The sequence below is a fragment of the Streptomyces sp. NBC_00075 genome (assembly GCF_045041225.1).
Lineage (GTDB): Bacteria > Actinomycetota > Actinomycetes > Streptomycetales > Streptomycetaceae > Streptomyces > Streptomyces adonidis.
In genome coordinates this window covers 10,709,553-10,729,898 of sequence record NZ_CP108243.1, presented here as the reverse complement: position 1 = coordinate 10,729,898, position 20,346 = coordinate 10,709,553, and the positions used below count along the sequence as shown (strand labels likewise).

19 protein-coding genes and 1 pseudogene are annotated in these 20,346 nt (G+C 68.2%); 5 read left to right on the top strand and 15 right to left on the bottom strand.

The annotated features are described in order from the left end of the window. Nucleotides 1–158: 158 nt before the first annotated feature. Nucleotides 159–494: a hypothetical protein gene (locus tag OG787_RS46915; protein WP_405539633.1), complete on the top strand. Its 336-nt coding sequence runs from the start codon at nt 159–161 to the stop codon at nt 492–494. A gap of 112 nt (nt 495–606) precedes the next feature. On the opposite strand, the gene OG787_RS46910 is transcribed toward OG787_RS46915, so the two are convergent. The 9 genes from OG787_RS46910 to OG787_RS46870 form a co-directional block, all read right to left on the bottom strand. Further along, a complete protein-coding gene (locus OG787_RS46910) occupies nt 607–993 on the bottom strand; it encodes a hypothetical protein (protein ID WP_405539631.1) in 387 nt (128 codons plus the stop codon). A gap of 76 nt (nt 994–1,069) precedes the next feature. Then, entirely contained in the window at nt 1,070–2,815 is a 1,746-nt protein-coding gene (locus OG787_RS46905) for a relaxase/mobilization nuclease domain-containing protein (RefSeq protein ID WP_405539629.1), read from the bottom strand. Between the two features lie 2 nt (nt 2,816–2,817). Beyond that, entirely contained in the window at nt 2,818–3,180 is a 363-nt protein-coding gene (locus OG787_RS46900; RefSeq protein ID WP_405540787.1) for a plasmid mobilization protein, read from the bottom strand. A gap of 257 nt (nt 3,181–3,437) precedes the next feature. After that, nucleotides 3,438–3,662: a hypothetical protein gene (locus OG787_RS46895; protein WP_405539628.1), complete on the bottom strand. Its 225-nt coding sequence runs from the start codon at nt 3,660–3,662 to the stop codon at nt 3,438–3,440. A gap of 93 nt (nt 3,663–3,755) precedes the next feature. After that, nucleotides 3,756–4,778 carry a DUF2637 domain-containing protein gene (locus tag OG787_RS46890; RefSeq protein ID WP_405539627.1) on the bottom strand — a complete coding sequence of 341 codons (1,023 nt, stop codon included), beginning with the start codon at nt 4,776–4,778 and terminating at the stop codon, nt 3,756–3,758. Beyond that, nucleotides 4,775–5,368 carry a WhiB family transcriptional regulator gene (locus tag OG787_RS46885; RefSeq protein WP_405539626.1) on the bottom strand — a complete coding sequence of 198 codons (594 nt, stop codon included), beginning with the start codon at nt 5,366–5,368 and terminating at the stop codon, nt 4,775–4,777. The genes OG787_RS46890 and OG787_RS46885 overlap by 4 nt, the downstream gene beginning before the upstream one ends. A gap of 100 nt (nt 5,369–5,468) precedes the next feature. Beyond that, complete coding sequence (locus OG787_RS46880; RefSeq protein WP_405539624.1) at nt 5,469–6,176, bottom strand: ATP-binding protein; 708 nt, start codon at nt 6,174–6,176, stop codon at nt 5,469–5,471. Then, a complete protein-coding gene (locus tag OG787_RS46875; protein WP_405539623.1) occupies nt 6,176–7,117 on the bottom strand; it encodes a hypothetical protein in 942 nt (313 codons plus the stop codon). The genes OG787_RS46880 and OG787_RS46875 overlap by 1 nt, the downstream gene beginning before the upstream one ends. A 2-nt stretch (nt 7,118–7,119) precedes the next feature. Beyond that, nucleotides 7,120–7,479 carry a hypothetical protein gene (locus OG787_RS46870; RefSeq protein WP_405539622.1) on the bottom strand — a complete coding sequence of 120 codons (360 nt, stop codon included), beginning with the start codon at nt 7,477–7,479 and terminating at the stop codon, nt 7,120–7,122. Between the two features lie 1,017 nt (nt 7,480–8,496). On the opposite strand from OG787_RS46870, the gene OG787_RS46865 reads away from it, so the two are divergent. Further along, a complete protein-coding gene (locus OG787_RS46865; protein ID WP_405539621.1) occupies nt 8,497–9,360 on the top strand; it encodes a helix-turn-helix domain-containing protein in 864 nt (287 codons plus the stop codon). Between the two features lie 68 nt (nt 9,361–9,428). On the opposite strand, the gene OG787_RS46860 is transcribed toward OG787_RS46865, so the two are convergent. The 3 genes from OG787_RS46860 to OG787_RS46850 are packed head-to-tail and all read right to left on the bottom strand — an operon-like array spanning nt 9,429 to nt 12,281. Beyond that, nucleotides 9,429–10,604, bottom strand: a complete 1,176-nt coding sequence (locus OG787_RS46860; RefSeq protein ID WP_405539620.1) for an amidohydrolase family protein — start codon at nt 10,602–10,604, stop codon at nt 9,429–9,431. Nucleotides 10,605–10,628: 24 nt separating this feature from the next. Further along, nucleotides 10,629–11,744, bottom strand: coding sequence for an MAB_1171c family putative transporter (locus OG787_RS46855; RefSeq protein ID WP_405539618.1), 1,116 nt, complete (start codon nt 11,742–11,744; stop codon nt 10,629–10,631). A gap of 3 nt (nt 11,745–11,747) precedes the next feature. Further along, entirely contained in the window at nt 11,748–12,281 is a 534-nt protein-coding gene (locus OG787_RS46850) for a hypothetical protein (protein ID WP_405539616.1), read from the bottom strand. Between the two features lie 704 nt (nt 12,282–12,985). Between OG787_RS46850 and OG787_RS46845 the strand changes: the two genes are divergently transcribed. Continuing rightward, a complete protein-coding gene (locus tag OG787_RS46845; RefSeq protein ID WP_405539615.1) occupies nt 12,986–13,426 on the top strand; it encodes a pyridoxamine 5'-phosphate oxidase family protein in 441 nt (146 codons plus the stop codon). Nucleotides 13,427–13,512: 86 nt separating this feature from the next. On the opposite strand, the pseudogene OG787_RS46840 reads toward OG787_RS46845, so the two are convergent. Next, nucleotides 13,513–14,083: pseudogene (locus tag OG787_RS46840) on the bottom strand (esterase); the annotation flags it as partial. 154 nt (nt 14,084–14,237) lie between these two features. On the opposite strand from OG787_RS46840, the gene OG787_RS46835 reads away from it, so the two are divergent. Both OG787_RS46835 and OG787_RS46830 read left to right on the top strand, forming a co-directional pair. Further along, a complete protein-coding gene (locus OG787_RS46835; protein ID WP_405540785.1) occupies nt 14,238–14,720 on the top strand; it encodes a transposase in 483 nt (160 codons plus the stop codon). Further along, nucleotides 14,617–15,267 carry a hypothetical protein gene (locus OG787_RS46830; RefSeq protein ID WP_405539614.1) on the top strand — a complete coding sequence of 217 codons (651 nt, stop codon included), beginning with the start codon at nt 14,617–14,619 and terminating at the stop codon, nt 15,265–15,267. Before OG787_RS46835 ends, OG787_RS46830 begins: the two co-directional genes overlap by 104 nt. Nucleotides 15,268–15,720: 453 nt before the next feature. Here the strand turns inward: OG787_RS46830 and OG787_RS46825 are convergent, their stop codons facing one another. Together OG787_RS46825 and OG787_RS46820 are read right to left on the bottom strand one after the other, a co-directional pair. Further along, complete coding sequence (locus OG787_RS46825) at nt 15,721–20,070, bottom strand: S8 family serine peptidase (protein ID WP_405539613.1); 4,350 nt, start codon at nt 20,068–20,070, stop codon at nt 15,721–15,723. Continuing rightward, nucleotides 20,057–20,317: a sulfurtransferase TusA family protein gene (locus OG787_RS46820; RefSeq protein WP_405539612.1), complete on the bottom strand. Its 261-nt coding sequence runs from the start codon at nt 20,315–20,317 to the stop codon at nt 20,057–20,059. The genes OG787_RS46825 and OG787_RS46820 overlap by 14 nt, the downstream gene beginning before the upstream one ends. Nucleotides 20,318–20,346: the final 29 nt, after the last annotated feature.

Sequence of the window (20,346 nt, the reverse complement as noted above, 5' to 3'; positions counted from 1 at the left end):
CCAAGGTGACCAGGCCTCAGCACCATCGCCGACTTCGAACGAAACATCGAGCGGACCCTGGATGCCTGGTCGGTACGCAGGGTCAATGCTGTGTCCTACGACCAGACACAGCCGAACTCCACGTCGGCGACCGCCCACAGACCGGACACGACACGGGCATGCGGGCCGTTCTTCACGCGTCCTTCGCCATCCCGCTCACCAGCATGTGTCTGCGCAGGGAGGACAGCCACCCCGGTTTCGTCGTCCTGGACTCCCCCTTGGCCACCGACCGGGAGCCCGGAATGCGGGATGCCGATCTGCCCGACGGGGTGATGCAGCACTTTTACCGCATCCTGCTGACGGACTTCACCGGCCAGGCGATCGTCGTCGAGAACAGCGATCCGCCAGCGCACATCGAGGAGCAGGCACAGGTTTACATGCTCAGCCGGGAAGCACGCGGACACCGTTTCGGCTTCTTCCCCCAGAGTTCCTCTCCGGCGGCTCCGGAAGGGTAGCCGGGGTGACGGAGCAACGCTCAGCGCAAGTGGGGTGCCCACCTGCAGCCGGGACCGGAGGATGGCAGGAGGAGCGGACGCCGCCCGCCGAGTAACGATGCGATTGCACTCGTCAATCCAGATAGATGCCGATGTACGTGCCGTCGTAGCCCGTGGCTCGGGCTGCAGCCTCCAGGCTCGGATAGTCCTGCCCTCCGACGTCGATCATCGCGTCGTAGTCCGAGCGGGTCAGCTCGCGCTCGACCCACTGATGTGCGCAGCGGCAGCGGATGCTGATCTCGTTGCGGTCGCAGATCACCATCCAGTCGCGCCGAGCGCCGCACTGCGGGCACATCACAGGGATCCCCGTGATGACGATTTCCTCGGGGTGGGTGGTGGCGCGGAGACGGATGTTGCCGTCGCCGAGTTGCGTCTCCTGCTGGAGTCGAAGCAGGGGGTCGTCTCCAAAGACCGTCTCCGGCAGAACGGTTCTCTGGGGCTGATGGCCTTGGTCGAGCATCTACATCGTCTCCTTCTCCATGTCTGACCAGCACTAACAGGCACTGGCGGTCGGTGTCCAGCTGTTTTCGTGCTGGTCAGCGCCTCGGCCCTCGGCGAGGGTCGACACGGTGGGTTCCGACCGGTGTCGCTGGGACCTGCGGCGTCGAGGGTTGGGGTCGCGACTGTGTTGTCCGCGCTTTCGTACGGGCGCGGGACTCATCCGCCGGGGCGGGCAGCTTGCCAATCCGGCGCAGTCGCCAGACGAGCACGTCGGTGACGCTGTCCGCGGTGTCCAATTCGCGCCATTCGATGGCCTGCTGGAGGAGTGCGTCGGGGTCGTGTCCTGCTCGCTCGGCCTGGTCGAGGGTGGCGGCGAGGGCGTCCCAGCCCGGTTCGCGACGTATGCGGTCGGCTTGCTGGGGCAGGACGGTTCCGAGGGTGCCGGCGTACCGCTCTCGTACGTGTTCGGGGAGCCGCCGGCCTTGCTCGCGCATCAGGTTCATGGGAACGGCGGAAGCCGATCGGTAGGCGGTGCGCAGGTGTTGAGCGGCTCGTTGGGCTGCGGCTGCCTGCTGGGCGTGACCGCGGGCGGAGTGCCAGCGAACCGCGGCGATGGCGATGAGGACCATCGTGGACAGGAGCATCGCGGTGGCGCCGCCGTCTTCGCCCTTGCCGAGGGAGTTGCCGGCGCGGATGATGCCGCGGGCGGCGGAGCGGATGGCTCGGTTGTCTGCGCGCTCGGCGCGGATGTGGGAGCGGGTGGCGCGTTCGAAGACGCGGGCGGCCTCGACGAGTTCCTTGCGGGTCAACGCCGGGGAGGTCTGGGCGATGGCGTCGAGGAGTTCACCGACACCGACCAGTTGGGCGGCGGAGTCCTCGTCGTCGTCCCCGTCGAGTGTCGACACCGCCCGTTCGGCGACCGCAGCAGCCTGGCGACGGGCGCGGGCCGGGCGGGGCACTCGTTCGTCGGTGTGGTCGGTGATGTGCGCATCATCGTCGGGCAGTCCGGCGTCGAGGCGCTGTCGGATCCTGGGGAGGGAGAGGTCCTGGGCGAGTTTCGAGCCGGAGAACCAGATAGGTTCGCCGTCGCGGTTGCGGTCGCCGGGGAGGGCGACCTTGTATCCGAGGGTATCGCCGGACGGGGCAATGCGCTGTTCGACCCGAAGGCCAGCTTCGGCGAGGCGGCAGAAGAACTCCTCCTCGCTGGCGGCTCCGGCCAGAGCGTGGCGGACGCTCTCCCTCAGCGTTTCTCGGGGTGTCTCCGTCCGACCGGATCGCTCGGCTTTTGAGCGTTCGGCGCTGGTGGGGCGCTGGGCGGCGGTACGGTCGCCGCCGTCGAGGATCTGCAGGCCGAACTCGGCTTCGATCTTTCGGCATTCGGCCTGGGCACGGATGCCGTCCTCGTGGCGACGGGGGCGGCGGCCGTCTTCGCGGACGAGGGTGGCGACGAGGTGGATGTGGTCGTCGGCGTGGCGTACGGCGATCCAGCGGCACGCCTTGGCGTCGCCTTCCTCGGCGATGCCGGTGGCGTGGACGATGCGTCGGGCGACCTCGGCCCATTCGGCGTCGGTGAGTTGACGGTCGCCGGGCGCAGTGCGGACAGGGCAGTGCCACACGTGCCGGGCCGGACGGCGGTTCTTCGGCAGGGCCCGAACGGGAAGGTCGAGCCGATCGGTGAGCTGCTTGAGCGTGGCGTCCGGGTCGCGTCCGGGGTCGGGGGCGAGCCCTGGCATCCAGGATGCGACGAGGTGGGGGTCGGTGTGTTCGTCCCGACGGCCGGGTCCGTAGAGGTAGTTGAGCAGTCCGTATGTGCGGCTGCCGGTGGAGATGTCGGGGACCACTGTCAGCGTCGCGCCATCTCTGTGGCGGCGGCTTCGATGCGGGCGGCAGCACGCAGGACACGGGCGACCGCCTCGTCCGCGTACTGTGCCTGACCGCCGGAGTTCAGGGCACGGGCGACCTGGTTGAGGTTGTTGCCGGCGCGGGCGAGTTGGGCACTGGCCGCCATCAGTTCCTCCACTCGGCCACGCTGGTCCAACAGCCATGTCTTCGGACCGCCTTGGGCCTGGGCGACCGCGACCGCGGCGTCGGCAAGGAACCCGGCGGTCTTCAGACCGACGGCTTCAGCGGCGCGCTTCACGATGTCGAGTTCGTCTCGGGTCAGGCGGACGCTGCGGACTTGGTCGCGGTGGACGCTCTGGCGCAGACGGGGGCGCGTACGCGTCGCGGCACTCGGCTCTGCTTCTCCTTCTGGCTGCGATCCGCCCTCGGTCGCAGCCTTCGAGCCCGGCGCCCCCTGGTGCCGGGTCTCCCCCGCCCCTCCCGGGGCGGAGGCATGCCCTTCCGAAACTCCTCCGCGGCCCTGGGCAGCGGAGGAGTTTCGGAAGGTACAGCTTGCTCGGCTTCGTGCCGAGCAGGGGTCTTGCTGCAGGTCGGAGGTGGTTTCGGCCGACTCGGGGCGCGTCATCGGGGCGTCTGGGCCTTCGTACGGCGCACGTCGTGGAGGACCTCGGCGACAAAGTCGAGGGCGAGGACCGGGTGGTGCAGGGTTCGGGGCGTGCTGGTGGGGGTTCGCTGCACGGTCCAGGTGCCGTCCGGGTCGGGTTCGGCGCGGTGGAGGTGTCCGTACTGCCGAAGCACGGTGATCCAGGCGTCGGCTTCGGCGGGTGTGGCCGGTGTGGTGCGCATCGTGTGCCTCCGGTACGTGGACGGAAGTTGGCGGGGTGCGGAGCGGGCGGCCGGGTTGGTCCCATTGGCCGCCCGCTTGTCCGGGCTGGTCGGTCAGCCGTTCTTGGTGGCCGAGTCCTGGCCGGTCTCGGCGCGGAGCTGGCGCATCAGGGCGGTCAGCCGGTCGTTGGCCAGGGTTTTGCCCTGTCCGCGGATGGCGTCCGCGACGACCTCACGGGTGGTCTTGCCCGCGTCGGCGACCGCCCGGCGGGCGATCGGCAGGAGGGTGTCCGTCGGCAGGGCGGTGTCCGGGCCGCCGTTGTCCGGGGTCTCCGAGGCGATGTCCGGACTGGTCTCCGGCTCGGTGACCGACGGGGCGGCCAGCCGCAGGCGGGCGACCGGGGCAGGTCTGCTGACCGGCTGTCCGCCCAGGTCATCGGTGTCTCCGCCGTTCGTCGACTCCGGCCCCGGCACGCTCTCGGGGTGTCCCGACAGCTCCTCCCGGTCGACCGCTCGCGGTACGTCCCGGCCGGAGGTGACCGCCGGGCGGCTGCTGTTCCGACCGGAAAGGGCGGCCGAGTGTCCGGCGGTGACCGGGACCCGCCGGTGTCCGTCCGCCGCGAGCGGGGTCTCCGGTCGGTCAGCGGTGACCCGGTCGGTCCGGACGCCGAAGGTGTCCGGGTCTCCGTGGTGGCCGGCTTCGGTGACCCGCCGGGCGATGAGGATGTACAGGTGGACGGCTCCGGCCAGAGCGAGCGGGGCGAGCGTGGACAAGGCGCCGACGGTCACATCGCCCAGCCGTAGCCCGCCGCCTTCGGGACGCTGCTGGTTGAGGCGTACGGCGTGCAGGGAGTTGGCCCAGATACTGGCGGCCGTCGCCGTGCCGAACAGCATCCACACGTACAGGCGGGCGGCGAAGGAGGCGGTGCGCAGGACCAGGAGAGCGCGTACCCCGTACGCGATGAAGCCGTCGATCACCAGGGGGAAGACGAACGTGAGGGGCCCTCGGACGTGAATGGCGGTGGCCATCTGCTGCAGGGCGTCATACGAGAGCGCGCACCCGGCGCCGCCGAGGGCGACGATCGCGGCTCGGTCCCAGCCGGTGATCCGCGCCGGTATAGGCGCGCTGCGACTCACGCGGCCGTCCCGAGGTCGCCTCGTGCGGGTGTCTCGGCTGGGGGTGCCTTGAGCACCTGGGTGGGGCTCTTGGGCTTCTTCTTCCCCTTGTTCGCCTTCTTCTGCTGGTCGACGGCCCGATTGCGGATCTCCCGGCGGGTGCGGCGGTAGAGCTTCTCGGCGTGCTCATCGGTGACCTTGAGCAGCCAGGCGAGCCGTTCGGCGGGCATCTCGGCCTGGTAGGCGGCGCGGACGACGGCGTCGCGTTCCGCCTGGGTGAGGTGGATGTCGCGGCCGGCCAGTACGGCGTTCACGCGGGCGTAGTCGAAGCGGCTCTGGAGGTTGCGGTGCAGGGGGTCGCGTTCCTCTTCGGTCATGCCGCCCCGGATGCCGTCGCGGTCCCCGATTTCGAGGGCGGCGTCCAGGCAGGTGGCACGGACGGGGCACTGCGCGCACAGGGCCTTGGCGTCGCGGATGCGGTCCATCTCGTCCGGCTCGGGGAAGAAGAGGTCCGGGTCGACCTGGTGATGGGGCGTCGAGCGGCAGGCGGCACTCTCGTGCCAGGTGTGGTCGCCGAGGGTGCGCGGCATCTGGTTCTCGGTGCTGTGCATGTGGGGGTCTCCGGTCACCCCGGGCGCGTTTTGGGCATGCGCGGCCCAGGGGTTGGTGCGTGAAGGAGGCGGAAGCGGTGGCAGCCGGTCGCGGCAGAGCTCAGCTGGCAGCGATGCGGCGACGCTCGGCTGCGAGGGCTCTTCTGCGGTCGGGACCGTCGAGGATGACCTTGTCGGTCATCTCGGTCAGCCGGGAAGCGACCCGGTCGCCGATGTGCTGGCGCAGGTCGGCCATGCCGAGGTTGGTGGTGATGAGGGTCGGGAGCATCTCGTTGTAGCGGCGATTGATGAGCCGCATCGTGATCTCCTCGGTCCACTCGCTGTTCTTGGCCGCGCCGAGGTCGTCGATGATCAGCAGCGGGCAACGGGCGAGATCCATCAGTTCCCGCTCACCGTCGTGCCCGGGGCGGGGTCGCAGCTCCGCGTACAGGTCGGCGGCCGTGGTCGCCTTCCATCGCAGCCGGACTCCGGCGATGAGCAGCGACCGGACTGCGCCGTACGCCTGGTGGGTCTTGCCGGTTCCGGTGGTGCCGACGATCAGCAGCGAGCGTCCCTGGGCAAGGCCCGGGGCTCCCGCGATCCCGGGCCGCCCTGCCTGGGCGACTTCGCGGACCCAGGCGGCGACCGCCGGATGGTCGGCGACGGCGGCCTGATAGCGGGCCGGGATGCGGGCCTGCGCCGCCTGGAGGGCGGGGATGGGCTCGACCGGGTCGATGAGCGGGGCGGTCGGGTCGATGCCCCGGGAGGTGAGGATGGTGGCCAGGCGGCGGGCGATGCCGCCGACGGGCTGAGCGTCACGGTCGCGCATCACAGCTCCTCGGCGTAGGCAGCGGCAGGGTCGGCGGGGTTGGCCCAGGCCCGGTGACCGGGCACGTTAGGCCGCGATTCCGGCCGTACCAAACCGGCCGGAGTGGCGTTCATCGCCTCGTGGACCAGGCTCGGCAGGGTGCTCGGGTGCAGGCCCTTGGCTCGGTGACGGGCCAGCCCGGCGCGGATGTGGTCGGGGGCTATGCCCTCGGCGAGGAGTTTGGCCGTCTCGCGTCGGAGGTGACCGAGCACGCCGCTGGGCGGGCGGTGAGCACAGGCGGCGGCGTACTCGTCGATGAGCAGCTCTGTCGAGACGGTCTCCGGTGCGGTGGCGCTTGCGCCTCCCGAAGGAGAAGTAGTTCCTAGATCCAAGTTCCTAGGTCCTAGATCCGGACGGTGAGGTCTCACTGCAGGCTCACTGAGTCCTCCGTGAGAGCTCCGCGAGGACTCACGGAAGGCATCTTGACCTGGGGTTTCACGGTTCACTGAGGGCTTATGCGGAGTGCGTGAGGGTTCACTGAGTCCTCCGTGCGCCCTCACGGAGGACTCAGCGACTGCTCCGTGCGCCTGCGGTGCATCCGCATCGCGCTGCTCGACCTCGTGGGTCGGGCAGGCGGGGAAACGAACGCCGCTCGGACGGTTGATCCGCTGATGCCGGCGCCAGGTGACGATGTGCAGATACCGCTTGCCGTCGTCGTCCTCGTAGCGGCAGATCAGGTGGGCGGAGGCGAGCTGGGACAGGTCGTCCTCGACCTCCACAGGGCCGTGCTCCGGGCGCAGAGACCACAGCAGCCCGGCGAGAACGGCAGGTTGGTCGCGGAAGCGGCCGTGGTCGTCGGCCTGGGTAAGGAGGCCGAAGAAGGTTCGCTCTGCCGCGATCGAGACGGCTGCAAGGGACTCGGAGGCGAAGGCTTCTGGCTTGATCGTTCGGATCCGGGCCACGGTCAGCGGCCTCCGTCCACGACGGCACATGCCTCTGCGGCGGGCCGCAGGGCCCCAGTGGTCAGGTCGAGGTCGTGCGCCTCGTCCCAGTTCGCCTCGGGGTGGGCGCGGATCACCCAGCGTGCGGTGGTCACGCGCTGAGCCCGGTTGAGGGGTACGAGCTGCCCCTGTTCGTCGTACGCGCGGGTGTAGGGGCTCGGCCAGGTCTGACTGGGCTGGTGCTGCGAGACACGGACGGTGCGGGCACCGGGCACCATGTCCGCGAGGAGAACAGCCAGGCGGTGCCGGCGGGTACCGGCGGTGGGGTCAAGGGTCTTGGCGGGCTGGGCGGCGAGCGCCCTTCCGGTCCAGGACTCGGGCATGCGACAATTCCTCACTCGTAGGTGGGGTGGGACGGCCGTTCTCGTCGAAAAGGTCAGCCGATTCGCCCCGGTTGTGAATCCGCGCCCTCAGGGGTGGCGGGCCTGGCGCCCGGAAGCTGCTAACTTCTGGGCGCCCGGCCTCATCTCCCGCTGAAAAATGCGGACTTGATGTCCGATGTGGCTCTGGTTTCCTCCCCTGAGCGGGTTCTGATTCGGCGGTTTCGCCGGCGGACCAGCAACATATGTATGCCGCTCGCAACACTCCAGCGGACAGCGGGCAGTGGGCCGATTCGACGCCAACTCGACATATACCGCTGGGACGGTGCGTTTCCGTTCCGAACAACTGAACCGAGCGCAGCCTTCAACTCGGTGGCCATCAAGCCGCTGCGCGGGCGATGGAGGGCATAGGGGTATCTGACCAGAAGGGTTTCCGGAAGCACTACCGAACTACGCTTCCGCTCTCACGGCTCATCCGCACCCGATATTCACCAGCGCGGGCGTGCCAGTTCATAACCAACACGGCGCACTGGAACGCCTTGCGCCCGCGAAGCTAACGGCACGTCAATACGGGCTGCAGCCTCTGCACCACTCGCAAGTCCCGCCCGAACGGCCATACGGTAGGCCGCCGGTTGAAGCAGAGACATACGAAACTCCTTGCGTGACAGCCACTCTGCAAGTACCGCGCACGGGCACTGAGCAGCCGTAATGTGATCTCACTGCCCCGCCGCAAAGCTGGAGCACGTACCGTCTGGTGTCCGAGGAATACGACCCCTCCGGCGCCGACTACGCCCTGCGAAAGCCCCGCACACAAATCAGCGCGGGACCCCCGCAGATCGACCCCCTCGGTCTCGGCGCCTCAGAAGATCGAAAGGCGAAGACCGGGAGAGCGTGCGAGGCTCCCCGTTTTTCGCTAAGCTGAAGCTATTACTAGTCCCAGAAAAAGTCAACACACCGAGATTCTCTCGGTTTGCCGAAAAGCGAGGCTCGATGTCTGCTCGCCACTTCGACAGAGACCACGTGCGCACTGTGCGGCGTGCCGCCAACGTCGCGCAGACCGACGTGGCGACGGCCGTCGGCGTAGCGGGCTCGACGGTCGCCGGCTGGGAGACCGGGTTGGCAACTCCCGATCCGGAGAAACTGCCTGCCTTGGCGAAGGCACTCGACCGGGAACTGGACAAGTTGTTCCCTCGCACGGGCCTCCCCGATCTGACCGACCTGCGATGCGATGCCGGCTACTACCAGTACGAGACGGCGACGCTGATCGGGACCAAGAGTGCCGGTCCCGTGGCGGGAGCCGAACGCGGGGAACGGCGACTGAAGGACAAGTACGTTCCGGCCTTGGCGGCGGCCTACGGGGTGAGCGAAGAGGAGCTGCGGCGAGCAGAGGACCGATCGATCGCCAAGGCGCGGGGCGGTGAAGCCGAATTGGAGGCCACCGGGACTGCTCTGGGCTCTGCGGGACCGCCCGGCACACTGGCCGAGAAGATCACCCTGGTCCTGGAGCGCTCGTACCCCGGAGAACAGGGGCCTCCGACGGACGCGGAGATCGCCGACGCGGTCAACGCCCGTGCTGGAGCCCGGGTCATCTCCGCAGCAGGGGTTCTGGATCTGCGTACCGGCGCAGTAGAAACGGCTTCGCCTGTGGTCCTTGAGGGCCTGGCAGCGTTCCTCGGTGTGTCGCCGATGTACTTCCAGCCGGATGATGCCGTGGCCCGTCAGGTCTACGAGGGCCTCCAGCTCCTGTCGGCGTCGAGGAAGGGGGCCGTCGGCCGGGTCAAGGGGCGCGGGATGGGTTCTCAGGGGCTGCCGACGAACGTCATGGAGTTCGTCAACAACCTGGTCACGGAGTTGGAGGAGAGAGAGCCGGACGCGAACGAGTAGCGCCTGTCCGAAGCCCGGCTGAAGGCCCCGGACAGGATGCGCGTCAGCTACTACACAGGGTCTGCTCTCTACAGCTCGTGATGCCGACCCGCGGCGACCACGGCGCGGATCGCACGCAGCGCGTCGAGGTCTTCGAGGGGGTCTCCCTCGATCACCAGCAGGTCCGCTCGGAATCCAGGAACGATCCGGCCCGTCGTCCCGCCCAGTCCCAGCGCGTCGGCCGCGTCGGCTGTCGCCATGTCGAGGATCTTGCTGGTCGGCAGGCCCAGATGCGCATAGAAGGACAGGGCAGGCACCAGCCCGTCGAATCCTGCACGCTGGACTCCCGCGTCGGTTCCGGCGACGAGCTTGGCGCCGGCTTCCGCCATCTGCCGGACCAGATCAAACATGGCCGCCGCCCGCTCCTCACCGAAGAATCGCGGGAGCATCTGCCAGTGGGGGCTCACGGCCGGGCAGACCGCGATGCCGTCGTCGACAATCTTCTTCAGGACGTCCTGCCGGAGGTCGAAGCCGTCGCCCGTCATCCACGTGCAGTGCTCGATCGTGTCCACGCCCGCTTCCACGGCCGCGGCGATGCCGTCCGTACCGTGCGCGTGCGCGGCCACCGGAACGCCGGCCTGGTGGGCCTCGTCCACCAGGGCCTGCAACTCCTCCCAGGTGAACTGGCTCTGCCAGCTCTTCGGCCCGTCCTTGGTCAGGCCGCCTCCGGTGACCATCGCCTTGATCACGCCGGCACCCGCCGCGATGTTGCGCCGTACGAGGTCGCGGACCTCGGCCACGCCAGAGACCTCGCCCCCGAGGAAGTGGCAGTGTCCCCCGGGCGGGGTCGCAGGCGTTCCCGCCGAGACGATCCGAGGGCCCGGCGTGCCGCCTCGGGCGATCTCCTCGTCCAGGCGGAGGGCAAGGCCGTTGCGGTCGCCCAGGTCGCGGGCCGTCGTCACGCCGCTGCGCAGGAGCTGCTCCGCACGGCGCCGCATGTCCTTCAGCAGGGTCTCGTCGGTGGACTCGTGGAGCGTGGTCACGGGATCCGTGCCTCCGTCGAACGCGAGGTGGACATGTGCGTCGATGAGACCGGGCACGACTATTCCCTCGGGGAACGCGAGGTGCACCGCGTCCGCGTCAGCCTGCTCCGCGATCTGCACACGCGGCCCCACCGCCGTGATCGAGTCGCCCTCGATGAGGATGGCGCCGTCGTCCAGGTACGTCCCGGAGTCGACAAGGACTCGGCCTGCGGTGATCAGCATCTGAACTCTCCTTGGCTTCAGTGATTAGGCCGGCAGACGCAGCGCGTCCGACACGGCGATCAACTGACGGACGTCTGCTTCCCGGTTGTCCTCCGTGGGCACTGCCAGCGGTACCGCCGGACGTGGCGCAAGGGCTCCCTTTCCGATCATGTTCACGGCGTGCCGAAGGCGGTCCGCCAACACGGCAGGAGGCAGGTCGAGCACTTCGGTGTCCTCCGACGCGTCGGCCAGGTAGGGGCTGACGTCAACCAGTCCGTCACGACACTCCACTATCCGCCGGTGGTAGCGACGGTGCACGCCACGGGCCCGCCACCGATCCCACAGTTCGGAGGAGGCAGGCTGCAGCACGTTCTCGGGATAGGCCTCGGCGAGCAGTTGCCACAGCGAGGCCAGCCGACGGTGGTCTCGGCGACGCCGCAGCCAGAGCCGCACCGCCGTAACCCTCCCGCGGGCCCCCGGATAAGTGACACCCACGAAGAACAGCAGGATGGACACCACAAGAAGGAACGCGACACCCGCCATGAGCGGCTGCGGCACGGCCTTACCACTCCAACGGATGACGACGAAGATTGCCCGGACGGCGCAGGCCATCGCCATTACGCTCAGACCGATGGCGGCCATCCACAGGCCCGTGGCGTGCGGACGCCTCGACAGTCGGGCGTAGCGGCAAGTCCACCGGCCGGCCACGCCGAGGGCGTACATGAGGTACAGGCCGGCGCCGCCGTAGAAGAAGGCGATCTGCGGGATCGTCATGTCCGCCGTGCTGAAGGAACCGGCGAACACCTCGTGCGGAACCGACAACGCGGCGACCGTGATCGCCACTGCCACGGCTCCCACAACGAGGGCTTCCCACCTGGCGCGCAGCCGCCCGGCCCGCTCGTCGGCCGAGTACAGGTAGAAGCACATGAGGAAGTAGACCGTGAGCAGGAGCAGCACGTTCTGGATCAGCTTCGCGGTGCCGTGCCCGGCCACGGTGTCGACGCCCGAGGCGCCACCGGGCATGGCCAGCGGATAGGACAGCGCGGCGCTCAGCAGGCACAGTGTGACGGAACGAAGCGGCTTGTCATGGGGTGCTCTCGACCACTGGTAGAGCTTCCAGACGACGGCAGCGGCGAGGCCCAGGAGGATCAATCCGGTCACGGGTCAGAGCCACCCTCGTCGGTCACCCAGCGCCGCCTGAACACGTCGGACCGAGGGGTCCTCCGACAGCGGGGTGACGTGATCAAGCACCGACGACCACTCCAGGATGATCGTGGCCGCGAGTTCGACGGCACACTCCTCCCCGTCGTCGTACGAGCACCGGCGCGCCACACGCCGGATCAGCGCGGGGTCGAGCACCGGGATCATCGTGGCCCAGCCCTCGACGAAGTCGTCCGGGGGTTCCTGCTCCTCCTCGCCCGGCTCGTCCTCGGCCACGATGATGTGGAACACCTCGTGCAGGATGATGTGGTCCTGGTGCAGAGGAGTCGTTTCCTGCTGGTAGAGGACCACGTCCATCTGCGGCATGTCGACCCACAGCCCCGACGGTCCAGGCTTCTCCAGCGGGAAAGGCCGCAGGACGATCGGGCGTCCCCGTCTCTCCCCGAGTGCCCGGCACAGTTCCTTCACGTCCAAGGGGGGCTGGACGCCGAGGTCCTGGAGCTCTCGCCGCAGCCGACGGTGCAGGTCTCGCTCCACCGTCCGCTTCTGAGCTGTCCGCCACCGACCCAACCGCCGACGGCTCACTCCGCCCTGCGCAGGCACCTCGGGTTCAGCCGCGTCGCGGTCACTTTTTCCCGGCCACATCAGTAATCCCCTTCGTACCAGCCGTGGATGGCTCGTCCAGGAAGCCGGGCAACGGCCGCGCCCGTTTCGAATCAGGTCCAGTCCCCGCCGCACGACGCAGCCACAAGTGATCACGGACATCGAGGCCAGTACGTCGCTCCAGGCCGCGCACGCCCCCTACCCATGGACAGCAGAGGTGCGCACCCGAGATCTCCAATCATCGAAAGTCGCTAGCGCGAACATGCAATGACGCGACATCAAGTGCCCTCGGCAGGCTTCGGGAACTTCATCGGACACTACGCGAAGCCCACGTCATGACCTGTCTGAAAGTCGCCCATCAAGCCGCAGAGACACCCAAACAACAAATCACATCAAATCATCACAGCAAGATGTCGATCATGCTTTTGAGCTGGCACTTCCTGCGCCTGACGCGCCCACGCCAAGCATCGTGAGGGATGCTAAGTTCGTTATAAATTCGAGATTTTTGCACCATGAGCACATGGGGCAAAAACTTCTATCAATGCTTAAATCTCCCAAACTCTTGGGTCGAAGGGTGAAGTGTGGCCCTAGCCACTTTCAGACAGCCTGGACATCATTCACGATTAGGATTCCCTGCCATGCACACCGAGATAAACCGCCAAGGTGACGGCTACCTGAAGTTCTGGAACGAGTACCACTTGTGCACCCTGACGACGCTTCGGCCAGACGGCCGCCCGCATGTCGTGCCGGTTGGGGTCACCGTGGACGCCAACTCCGGTATCGCTCGGGTTATTACTCGCAAATCGAGTAGGAAAGTCGCCAACCTTCAGGCAGCGTTGCCCGACCAAGCACGCGTCGCCGTCTGCCAAGTGGACGGAGGACGCTGGGCGACGCTGGAGGGCACGGCCGAGGTCCGCACCCACCCAGCCGCTGTCGACGACGCCGTGACGCGCTACGGCAAGCGGTACGGGCGGACTCCGGCTCCGGATCCGGAGCGCGTGGTCATCGAGATCACGATCGACCGGGCCATGGGGCATGTCGATGTACCCAAGTCCATGACCAAGAACGCTGTGGCCTGACGGAGCTGTGGACCAGCTGCGGGGCCCTGGCCTCCCCTCAGGTCGGGCGAGACCGCCCGTCGAGGGTCAGCCTCGCCCAGTGACGCCAGCGACCTCCGCACCGCGTCGACCAGCGACGCCGCCCGCACATCGCCGGGGTCCTCGATGATGTGGTTCATCACATAGCCGAAGGCGATGCTCTGCTCGTGGGCATAGCCAGCGAAGGCGAGCAAGCCGCCCCGGCCAGCGTGGCCAAAGGAGTTGGGTCCGGTCATGAGGTTGGTCTCGGTGGGCAGCATGTCTCCGGAGCCGAACCGGCTCGGCACCACCATCACCAGGTCCGTCCCAGTGGCCGTCAACGGCCCGCGCCTTGGTCACCGACGCGAGGGTCTCCAGGGTGCTCAGGCGTACGCCATCCACCTCGCCGATCGACGCGGTGTACATGCGGGCCAGCCCGCGTGCCGTGCCGATGCCGTTGGAGGCAGGGAGTTCCGCGGCCTGCACCTCAGACAAGTTGAAGTCGATCTCGGCCGGGTCGGTGGCCGCGAACGCCCTGTTGCTGAACGCATTCGGGTCGAGCATGACGGCGACCAGCTCGCGGAGTTCTTCAGGGATCGACTACGTAGGTGCGGTGGTGAGGTCGACGTCCGGCTGCTGGTACATCATCCGGCTTGACCTGATGGCGATTCTCGAAAACGGCTCTGGCCGCATTGCCGGATGCTGTTGGTGATCTTCGCTCTGTGGGGTGAAGTCGCCTGATTTAGCGTTCGGTTGGGGCCGCGTCGTGCTCTGGTGTCTTGAGCTGGGCAGGTTCGGCGATCGGGGGGCCGCAATGGCGATGGGTTATGCACCGGGGCGGTTGATCCCGCTGTTGACGGTGCGGATGGCACAGGCGAGCAATCCGCGGGGCACGACAGCGATGTGGATGCGGGACCGGCTGGATGGCCTGTTCACCGACGAGGACTTCGCTGGCTGGTATCCGGCCGACGGACGCAGAAGGCTCTCGCCCGCCCGGCTGGCGTTGGTGTCAGTACTGCAGTACGCGGAGAACCTCACCGACCGGCAGGCCGCCAAGGCCGTACGCTGCCGTCTGGACTGGAAGTACTGTCTCGGCCTGGAGCTGGACGATCCGGGATTCGACCACTCCGTGCTCAGCGAGTTCCGAGCCCGGATGGCCGAAGGAGACCGAGCCGATCGCCTACTTTCCCGTCATGGTGGACCGTCTTGTGGCGGCGAGGCTGGTCAAGCGGGGCGGCCGACTGCGCACCGAATCCACCCACGTACTCGCCGCAGTCCGCAGGCTCAACCGCGGTGAACTGGTCGCCGAGAGCCTGCGCTGCGCGCTGAAGGAACTCTCGGTGCACGCCGAGGACTGGCTCGCGGGACTCATCACGTCGGGGTGGGTCGACCGCTACGGCCGGCAGCTGCGCTACGACCGGCTGTCGCGGCGGAGAGGCGCTGATCGCCTACGTCCTGCAGATTGGCGCCGACGGCAGGTATGGGTGCAGCAGTACTGGTTGGACGAGGACGGCCAATTGCGCTGGCGGGGACCGAAGTCCACCCGTAACCGGGCCAGCCGCCGGAACACCGAGCAGCGGAGCACCGGGAAGTCCTCGGCGGACGGCAGGCCGGCTGCGGCCACCGCGCGGGTGCCCTGGTCGAGCATGGAGATCGCCACCCCGCGCAATCCCGAGGCCCGCTACAGCCAGAAGATCACCGCCTCTGGCCACCGGGATTGGATCGGCTACCGCGACCGCCAGACCGAAACCTGCAAAAACATCGGGCAGAACGTGATTGAACCGCACGGCACAGACCGCGAGGGCGGAGTTGCCGTCATCGGGGTCCCCTTCTTCATTACGTGATATTCGCAATACCATGCAGGAGGAGTCGGCCGGACGAAACCGACAGTTGCGCTTCGCGCGGAGCAGGGCCTGGCATGCGGTCGGTGAGGTCCGCGTATTTGTGCCGCGCGAGGGGTATCCCGTCGAACCTGGCGACCAATGGTTGCTTGCCCTCGCGTTCGATCCTGGCTTCGTAGCATCGGCGTGGCCCCTGGGATGTCGTGATGGTGGCCCGCTGGCGGGCCACCATCTTCTTCACCGAGGAGTCGTGCTTTGCCGCCAGAGTCTTGGCATGGGCGTCCGCGCGACCCAGCGCCGGGCTAAGCGCTTGGTCTCAGGTTCGAGTCCTGCCCGCGCCCATAGACCTGTATCGGGCCATGGTCCGCCTGGTGCAAACCCCGGCTGCCAAGCAGTGGAGCCGTGTGTCCCCGCCGGCTCGGCCGACCGGGCGAGGACACACGGCAAGGTCACCCGTCAGCCGAGATCGGGGCGGTGCTCCACGACCACACCGGCCACCATGGGCGGCAGGGATCCCCGCGGTCCGGTGAAGCCGACCGTTACGCTGCCGCCCTCTCCCGCCTTCGCCAGGAAGGTGTGCCGGTCAGCGGTCAGCGCGTCGACCGCCTCGGCGATGTCGTATCCGGACAGCACGGACTTCCCGTTGACGGTGACGTCGAAGACCCGCGAGTTCGGAGCAACCCGCTTCCTCAGCTCGGCGAAGTCAAGTGTCACCTGATAGGTACCGACCGGGAGGCCGTCGAACCGATAGGCGTCCATGCCTTCGCGCTGGGACCGGTAGAGCCTGTCCTCGACCGTTCCCGCGATCCCGGTCGTGGCACCGGCCGAAACTGTCCGCGAACTACCTACCCAGCCATAGGAGTTCAGCCGGTACTGCTGGTCCGCGCCCCACTCCCGACCCGAGGTGTCGGTGTAGGCCTCACGCGCTCCGGCATCAACGGCCTGCCGGTAGGCGGACACCACGAGCTCTATCGGAACCGTCACCGGCTGGACCCGGCCGGAATCGCTGGAGACCTCCAAATAGGCCTGGTAAGTGCCTGACTTGAGATCCGCGGTGTCCGCGGTGACGGTGACCGTGGCAGACTCCCCCGCCTTCAGAGTGGTGGTGGTCGCCTTCGCGGACAGCCAGCCGATGTCGGTGGGAGCCGTCTGCCCGCTGCTCATCCGGTAGACCTTGCGGGTGTTCGGGGCGGACACCCACAGGTCACCGCTCGGGTCGATCTCCAGCCCCGAGACGGCTGTCGCCTGCGCCTCCGGGTCGGGGAGCTTGCCGGTCTGCGCGCAGGTCTTCATGTCGTACGTGTAGACATCGCCGTAGCCGATCAAGTACAGGCCGCCGGTGCCGGGGTGGTAGGCGACGCCGTACACCGGCATCGTCCACTGGCAGCTGGCGATCAGCTTCCCCGGCTTCTCGTGCGAGAGCCCTGCCACCTGGTAGATCTTCCCGGTCGTGGCGCTGCCCAGGTAGAACGTGTCGTCGTCGGCTCGGTAGCCGAGTCCACGCGAGACCTCGCCGCCGACCGGCGACACGTCGATGTGCCGGGTGGTGCCCTTGTCCGGGTCCGTGCAGGCGATCAGGTCCGCCGGGCCGATCCCGGTCGGCTGGCACAGCAGGCCGTGCCTGCTGTCGTAGGCGATGTCCACGTCGTCCGACGAGTACCACGCGTCGACCGCCCGCCCGGTGGGCTTCAGCTTCTTCCGGTCGTACTCGACGAAGCTGCGGGTCGGGAAGTTGTTGAGCCAGAGGTTGCCGGCCCCGTCGACGGCCGTGCCGGAGATGTTCTCCAGGCCGGGGGCTTCGAACTCGCTGATCACCTGCCCCGGTTCGCGGGCCGCGGCCGTCTTCGCCGCACCGCCGAGCTCCGCCATCTCGAAGGTGAGCGGCTTCGTACCGGTGTTGGTGACCTTGACCGGGATCCGCGCCTTACTGCCCTTCTTCACCACCCACGGGTCGAGGTCGCCGCCGACCTCCACCTTCAGAGCCCCGGCGGGAAGCTTGAAGTCGGTGTCCGTCCACTGGTCGGTCTTCACGGACGCCGTCGTCAACTGGGTCGAGTAGCCGGAGGCGTTGACGGACACGTCGTAACCGGTGCCGGTCGGGACGCGGAAGGCGTACCCGCCCTTGGTGTCCGTCGTGGTGGCGGCGATCCGCCTGCCGCCGGCCGAGACCGCGACGGTGGCCCGTTTGACGGCGTCGCCGTCGTTGCCGTCGGTCACCGTTCCCCGGATGTAGCCGCCGGTGGCCGGGATGATCCGGATGGCACGCGCGTCGCTCAGCGGCTCGGAGCCGAGGTAGGAGTACAGGAGGGCGTCCGTGCCGGCGGCGTTCTCGATACCGACCGTCGCCGAGTGGCCCGTCTCGTACGGGTTGTCCGGGTCGAGACCCCGATAGGCGAGAACGATCTCACCCGTGGTCTCGTGCAGCACCGTCTCGAAGTCGAAACGGGCGTCTCCGCCACCGAAGATGCCGGCGTTGCGGTACTCGATGACGAACTGGCGGTTCGGGGCCGTGCCCACCGTCTTCGTATAGACCTTGGAGACGCCGTTCAGGAGCCGTACGTCGTCCCAGAAGGCGTAGATCGCCGCGTTGGGGGTGCGCTGGTCCGGAATCGCGGTGTTGAACGGGTTGGACAGGTTGGGCAGGAAGCTCAGATAGCCGTTGCTGCTCAGCACACCGCTGCGGTAGACATCGTTGTAGAGCGGAAACGCGAACGGCAGGTCGAGCTTGGCGCTGACGTCGTCGCCCGTGAGGTCGAACGGTTCGTCCGCCTCGATGTACTGCGACTTCTCCACCACGCAGGTGTCGCCGAAGGCGTCGGTCTTCGACCCGAGAGTCACCTCGGCGCTCTCGTCGCCGTCCACCGTGAGTTCGACCGTCGCGGAGCCCAAGCAGCCCTGGGGGGTCGCGACTTGGAGGGTGTAGGTACCGGCCGCGACCTCGGGCAGGGTGTAACGGCCGTCATCCTTGGTGACCACCGGCTGGACCGGAGTGCCGGGAATCGACACCGTGGCCCCCGCGACCGCCTTGCCCGCGTCCGTGGTCACCGTCCCGGCAACCTTCCACACCGGCTTGGGCTCCAGCGCGAAGTCCTGAGTGACCGTGCCCTGGTCGGTGACGGGGACGGTCGCGGTGCCGGTCTCGTATCCGTACAGCGAGGCCTTCACGGTGTACTCGCCAGGGGTCACGGTCAGCTGGTAGCTGCCGTCCTCCTCGGTGACGACATTGCGGTCGGAGGCGCCGGTCAGGTCGAGGCGCGCACCGGCGACCGGCTTGCCGGTCGCCTTGTCGGTGACGGTGCCGCTCAGTACACCCGACTCGGCGCCGGGGGCGCGTCCGACGGCGGCCAGGACGTCCAGCTTGCCCTCGCCCCACACGCTGTTGTCGTCGGCGCTGCCGCCGCAGGTGGTGTCGTTCACGTCCACGGCGGTGTCGTCGAGGAGTGCGCTGGTCTCCTTGTAGTGGCCGATCAGCCCGGGCGAAGCGGACCACAACAGGGCTACGGCGCCCGCGACATGGGGGGCGGCCATCGACGTACCGGACGACGAGGCGTAGCCGTTTCCGGGCACCGAGGACCGAACGTTGCTACCGGGCGCGGCGATGTCCGGCTTCACCTTGCCGTCCGCGCCGGGCCCGCGGCTGGAGTACGAGGCGATAGAACCGCCACTGGTGAACGCGCCCACCGCATAGGCGGACGCGGAGTCGCCGGGCGAACCGGCCGTGTCACAGTTCGGCCCCGCGTTGCCGTTCGAGAAGAGTCCGAAGATCCCGGAGGCCGTCCAGGCCTTCACGATGTCGTCGAAGTACGGGTTCTCGTCGCTGCCGTTGTCCTCGCCCCATGAGTTGTTGATGATGTCGGGGCGCAGGTCGGCGCGCGGGTTCTGGCCGCTCAGGTCGGTCGGGGCGAGCATCCACTGTCCGGAGGAGAGCAGCGACTCGGTGGTGCAGGAGTCCGACTCGCAGCCCTTGGCGGCGATCCACTTCGCGCCGGGTGCCACTCCGATCTGGTTGCCGGCACCGTCGTCGCCGACCATCGTGCCCATGGTGTGGGTGCCGTGCCCCTGGTTGTCGCAGGGAGCGACGGAAGGGGAACCGCACACGTTGGCCGGGTCGTACCAGTTGTAGTTGTGGTTGTCCGTGCCGTCGGCCTGCCGGCCCCGGTACTGCGCCGCGAGCGCGGGGTGGTCGTACTGCACACCGGTGTCGATGTTGGCGATGGTGATGCCCTGCCCGGTGGCGCCCCGCTCCTTCCACACGTCGTCGGCGTTGATCGCCGCCAGACCCCATTCGACGCCGTTGACCTCGGCCGCGTCCTTGGCGTCCTCGGGCTCGACCAGCTCGGCCGGCTTCGACTCGGTGATCTTCTCCACGCCCGGCAGCCCGGCGAGCCGGGTGACGAGCTTCTTGGAAGCCCCGGGTACGCGTATCTGGTTGGAGATCCAGTACGAGGTGAACTCCGTTCCCGCGTCCGTGAGTTCGGCCCTCGTCTCGGCCTGGCTGGAAATGGCGGTGGCCTTGAGCGCGTCGACGACGGCCTGGCCGCGCTTGTTCCAGTCCTTGATCGCGGAAGCCTTGGCCAGGTCGGCCTTGTCGTCGAAGACCAGCCACACATCGGCGGCCTTCTTCTTCTCCAGGGTTTCGGTGACCTGAGCGGTGATCTCGGCGGGGTCGTCCGCGGCCGAGGCTGCGGGGATCGACGCCACAAGGGCCGGACCGAGCAGCGCCAGGGCCAGGCCGACCGCAAGTGCCCTGCCGGGTCTGTGTCTTGGCTGCGGACCACTACCGAGTGGAATGTCAGGGAATGTCATGGCGCCTCCATGGGTGGGACAGCCGGATACGCAGACCGGTCACGCCCTCCAATGTCTGCGTGGCGAGTACGGTGTGGCCCCGCGTCGCGCACCACTCACCCATGGCCGCAGGGACCTCGGGATGCGCGGTGTGGATCTCCAGTACTCCGCCGGACAGTTCACGCGCGTAGCGCTCAAGGAGTGGCTCGACCCGGGGCCACCCCTCGCCGCCCGCGTCGACGACTGCCTGCGGGGTGTCCTCTGCCATGCATCCTCACGGTGGCTCCGGGCGCTGTC

Excerpts from the sequence above, each read along its gene's own strand:
- OG787_RS46825 (WP_405539613.1), bottom strand. The coding sequence starts at position 20,070 with ATGACATTCCCTGACATTCCACTCGGTAGTGGTCCGCAGCCAAGACAC.
- OG787_RS46845 (WP_405539615.1), top strand. The coding sequence starts at position 12,986 with ATGCACACCGAGATAAACCGCCAAGGTGACGGCTACCTGAAGTTCTGG.
- OG787_RS46910 (WP_405539631.1), bottom strand. The coding sequence starts at position 993 with ATGCTCGACCAAGGCCATCAGCCCCAGAGAACCGTTCTGCCGGAGACG.
- OG787_RS46835 (WP_405540785.1), top strand. The coding sequence starts at position 14,238 with ATGGCGATGGGTTATGCACCGGGGCGGTTGATCCCGCTGTTGACGGTG.
- OG787_RS46830 (WP_405539614.1), top strand. The coding sequence starts at position 14,617 with ATGGTGGACCGTCTTGTGGCGGCGAGGCTGGTCAAGCGGGGCGGCCGA.
- OG787_RS46820 (WP_405539612.1), bottom strand. The coding sequence starts at position 20,317 with ATGGCAGAGGACACCCCGCAGGCAGTCGTCGACGCGGGCGGCGAGGGG.
- OG787_RS46915 (WP_405539633.1), top strand. The coding sequence starts at position 159 with ATGCGGGCCGTTCTTCACGCGTCCTTCGCCATCCCGCTCACCAGCATG.
- OG787_RS46885 (WP_405539626.1), bottom strand. The coding sequence starts at position 5,368 with ATGCACAGCACCGAGAACCAGATGCCGCGCACCCTCGGCGACCACACC.
- OG787_RS46895 (WP_405539628.1), bottom strand. The coding sequence starts at position 3,662 with ATGCGCACCACACCGGCCACACCCGCCGAAGCCGACGCCTGGATCACC.
- OG787_RS46870 (WP_405539622.1), bottom strand. The coding sequence starts at position 7,479 with ATGCCCGAGTCCTGGACCGGAAGGGCGCTCGCCGCCCAGCCCGCCAAG.
- OG787_RS46880 (WP_405539624.1), bottom strand. The coding sequence starts at position 6,176 with ATGCGCGACCGTGACGCTCAGCCCGTCGGCGGCATCGCCCGCCGCCTG.
- OG787_RS46860 (WP_405539620.1), bottom strand. The coding sequence starts at position 10,604 with ATGCTGATCACCGCAGGCCGAGTCCTTGTCGACTCCGGGACGTACCTG.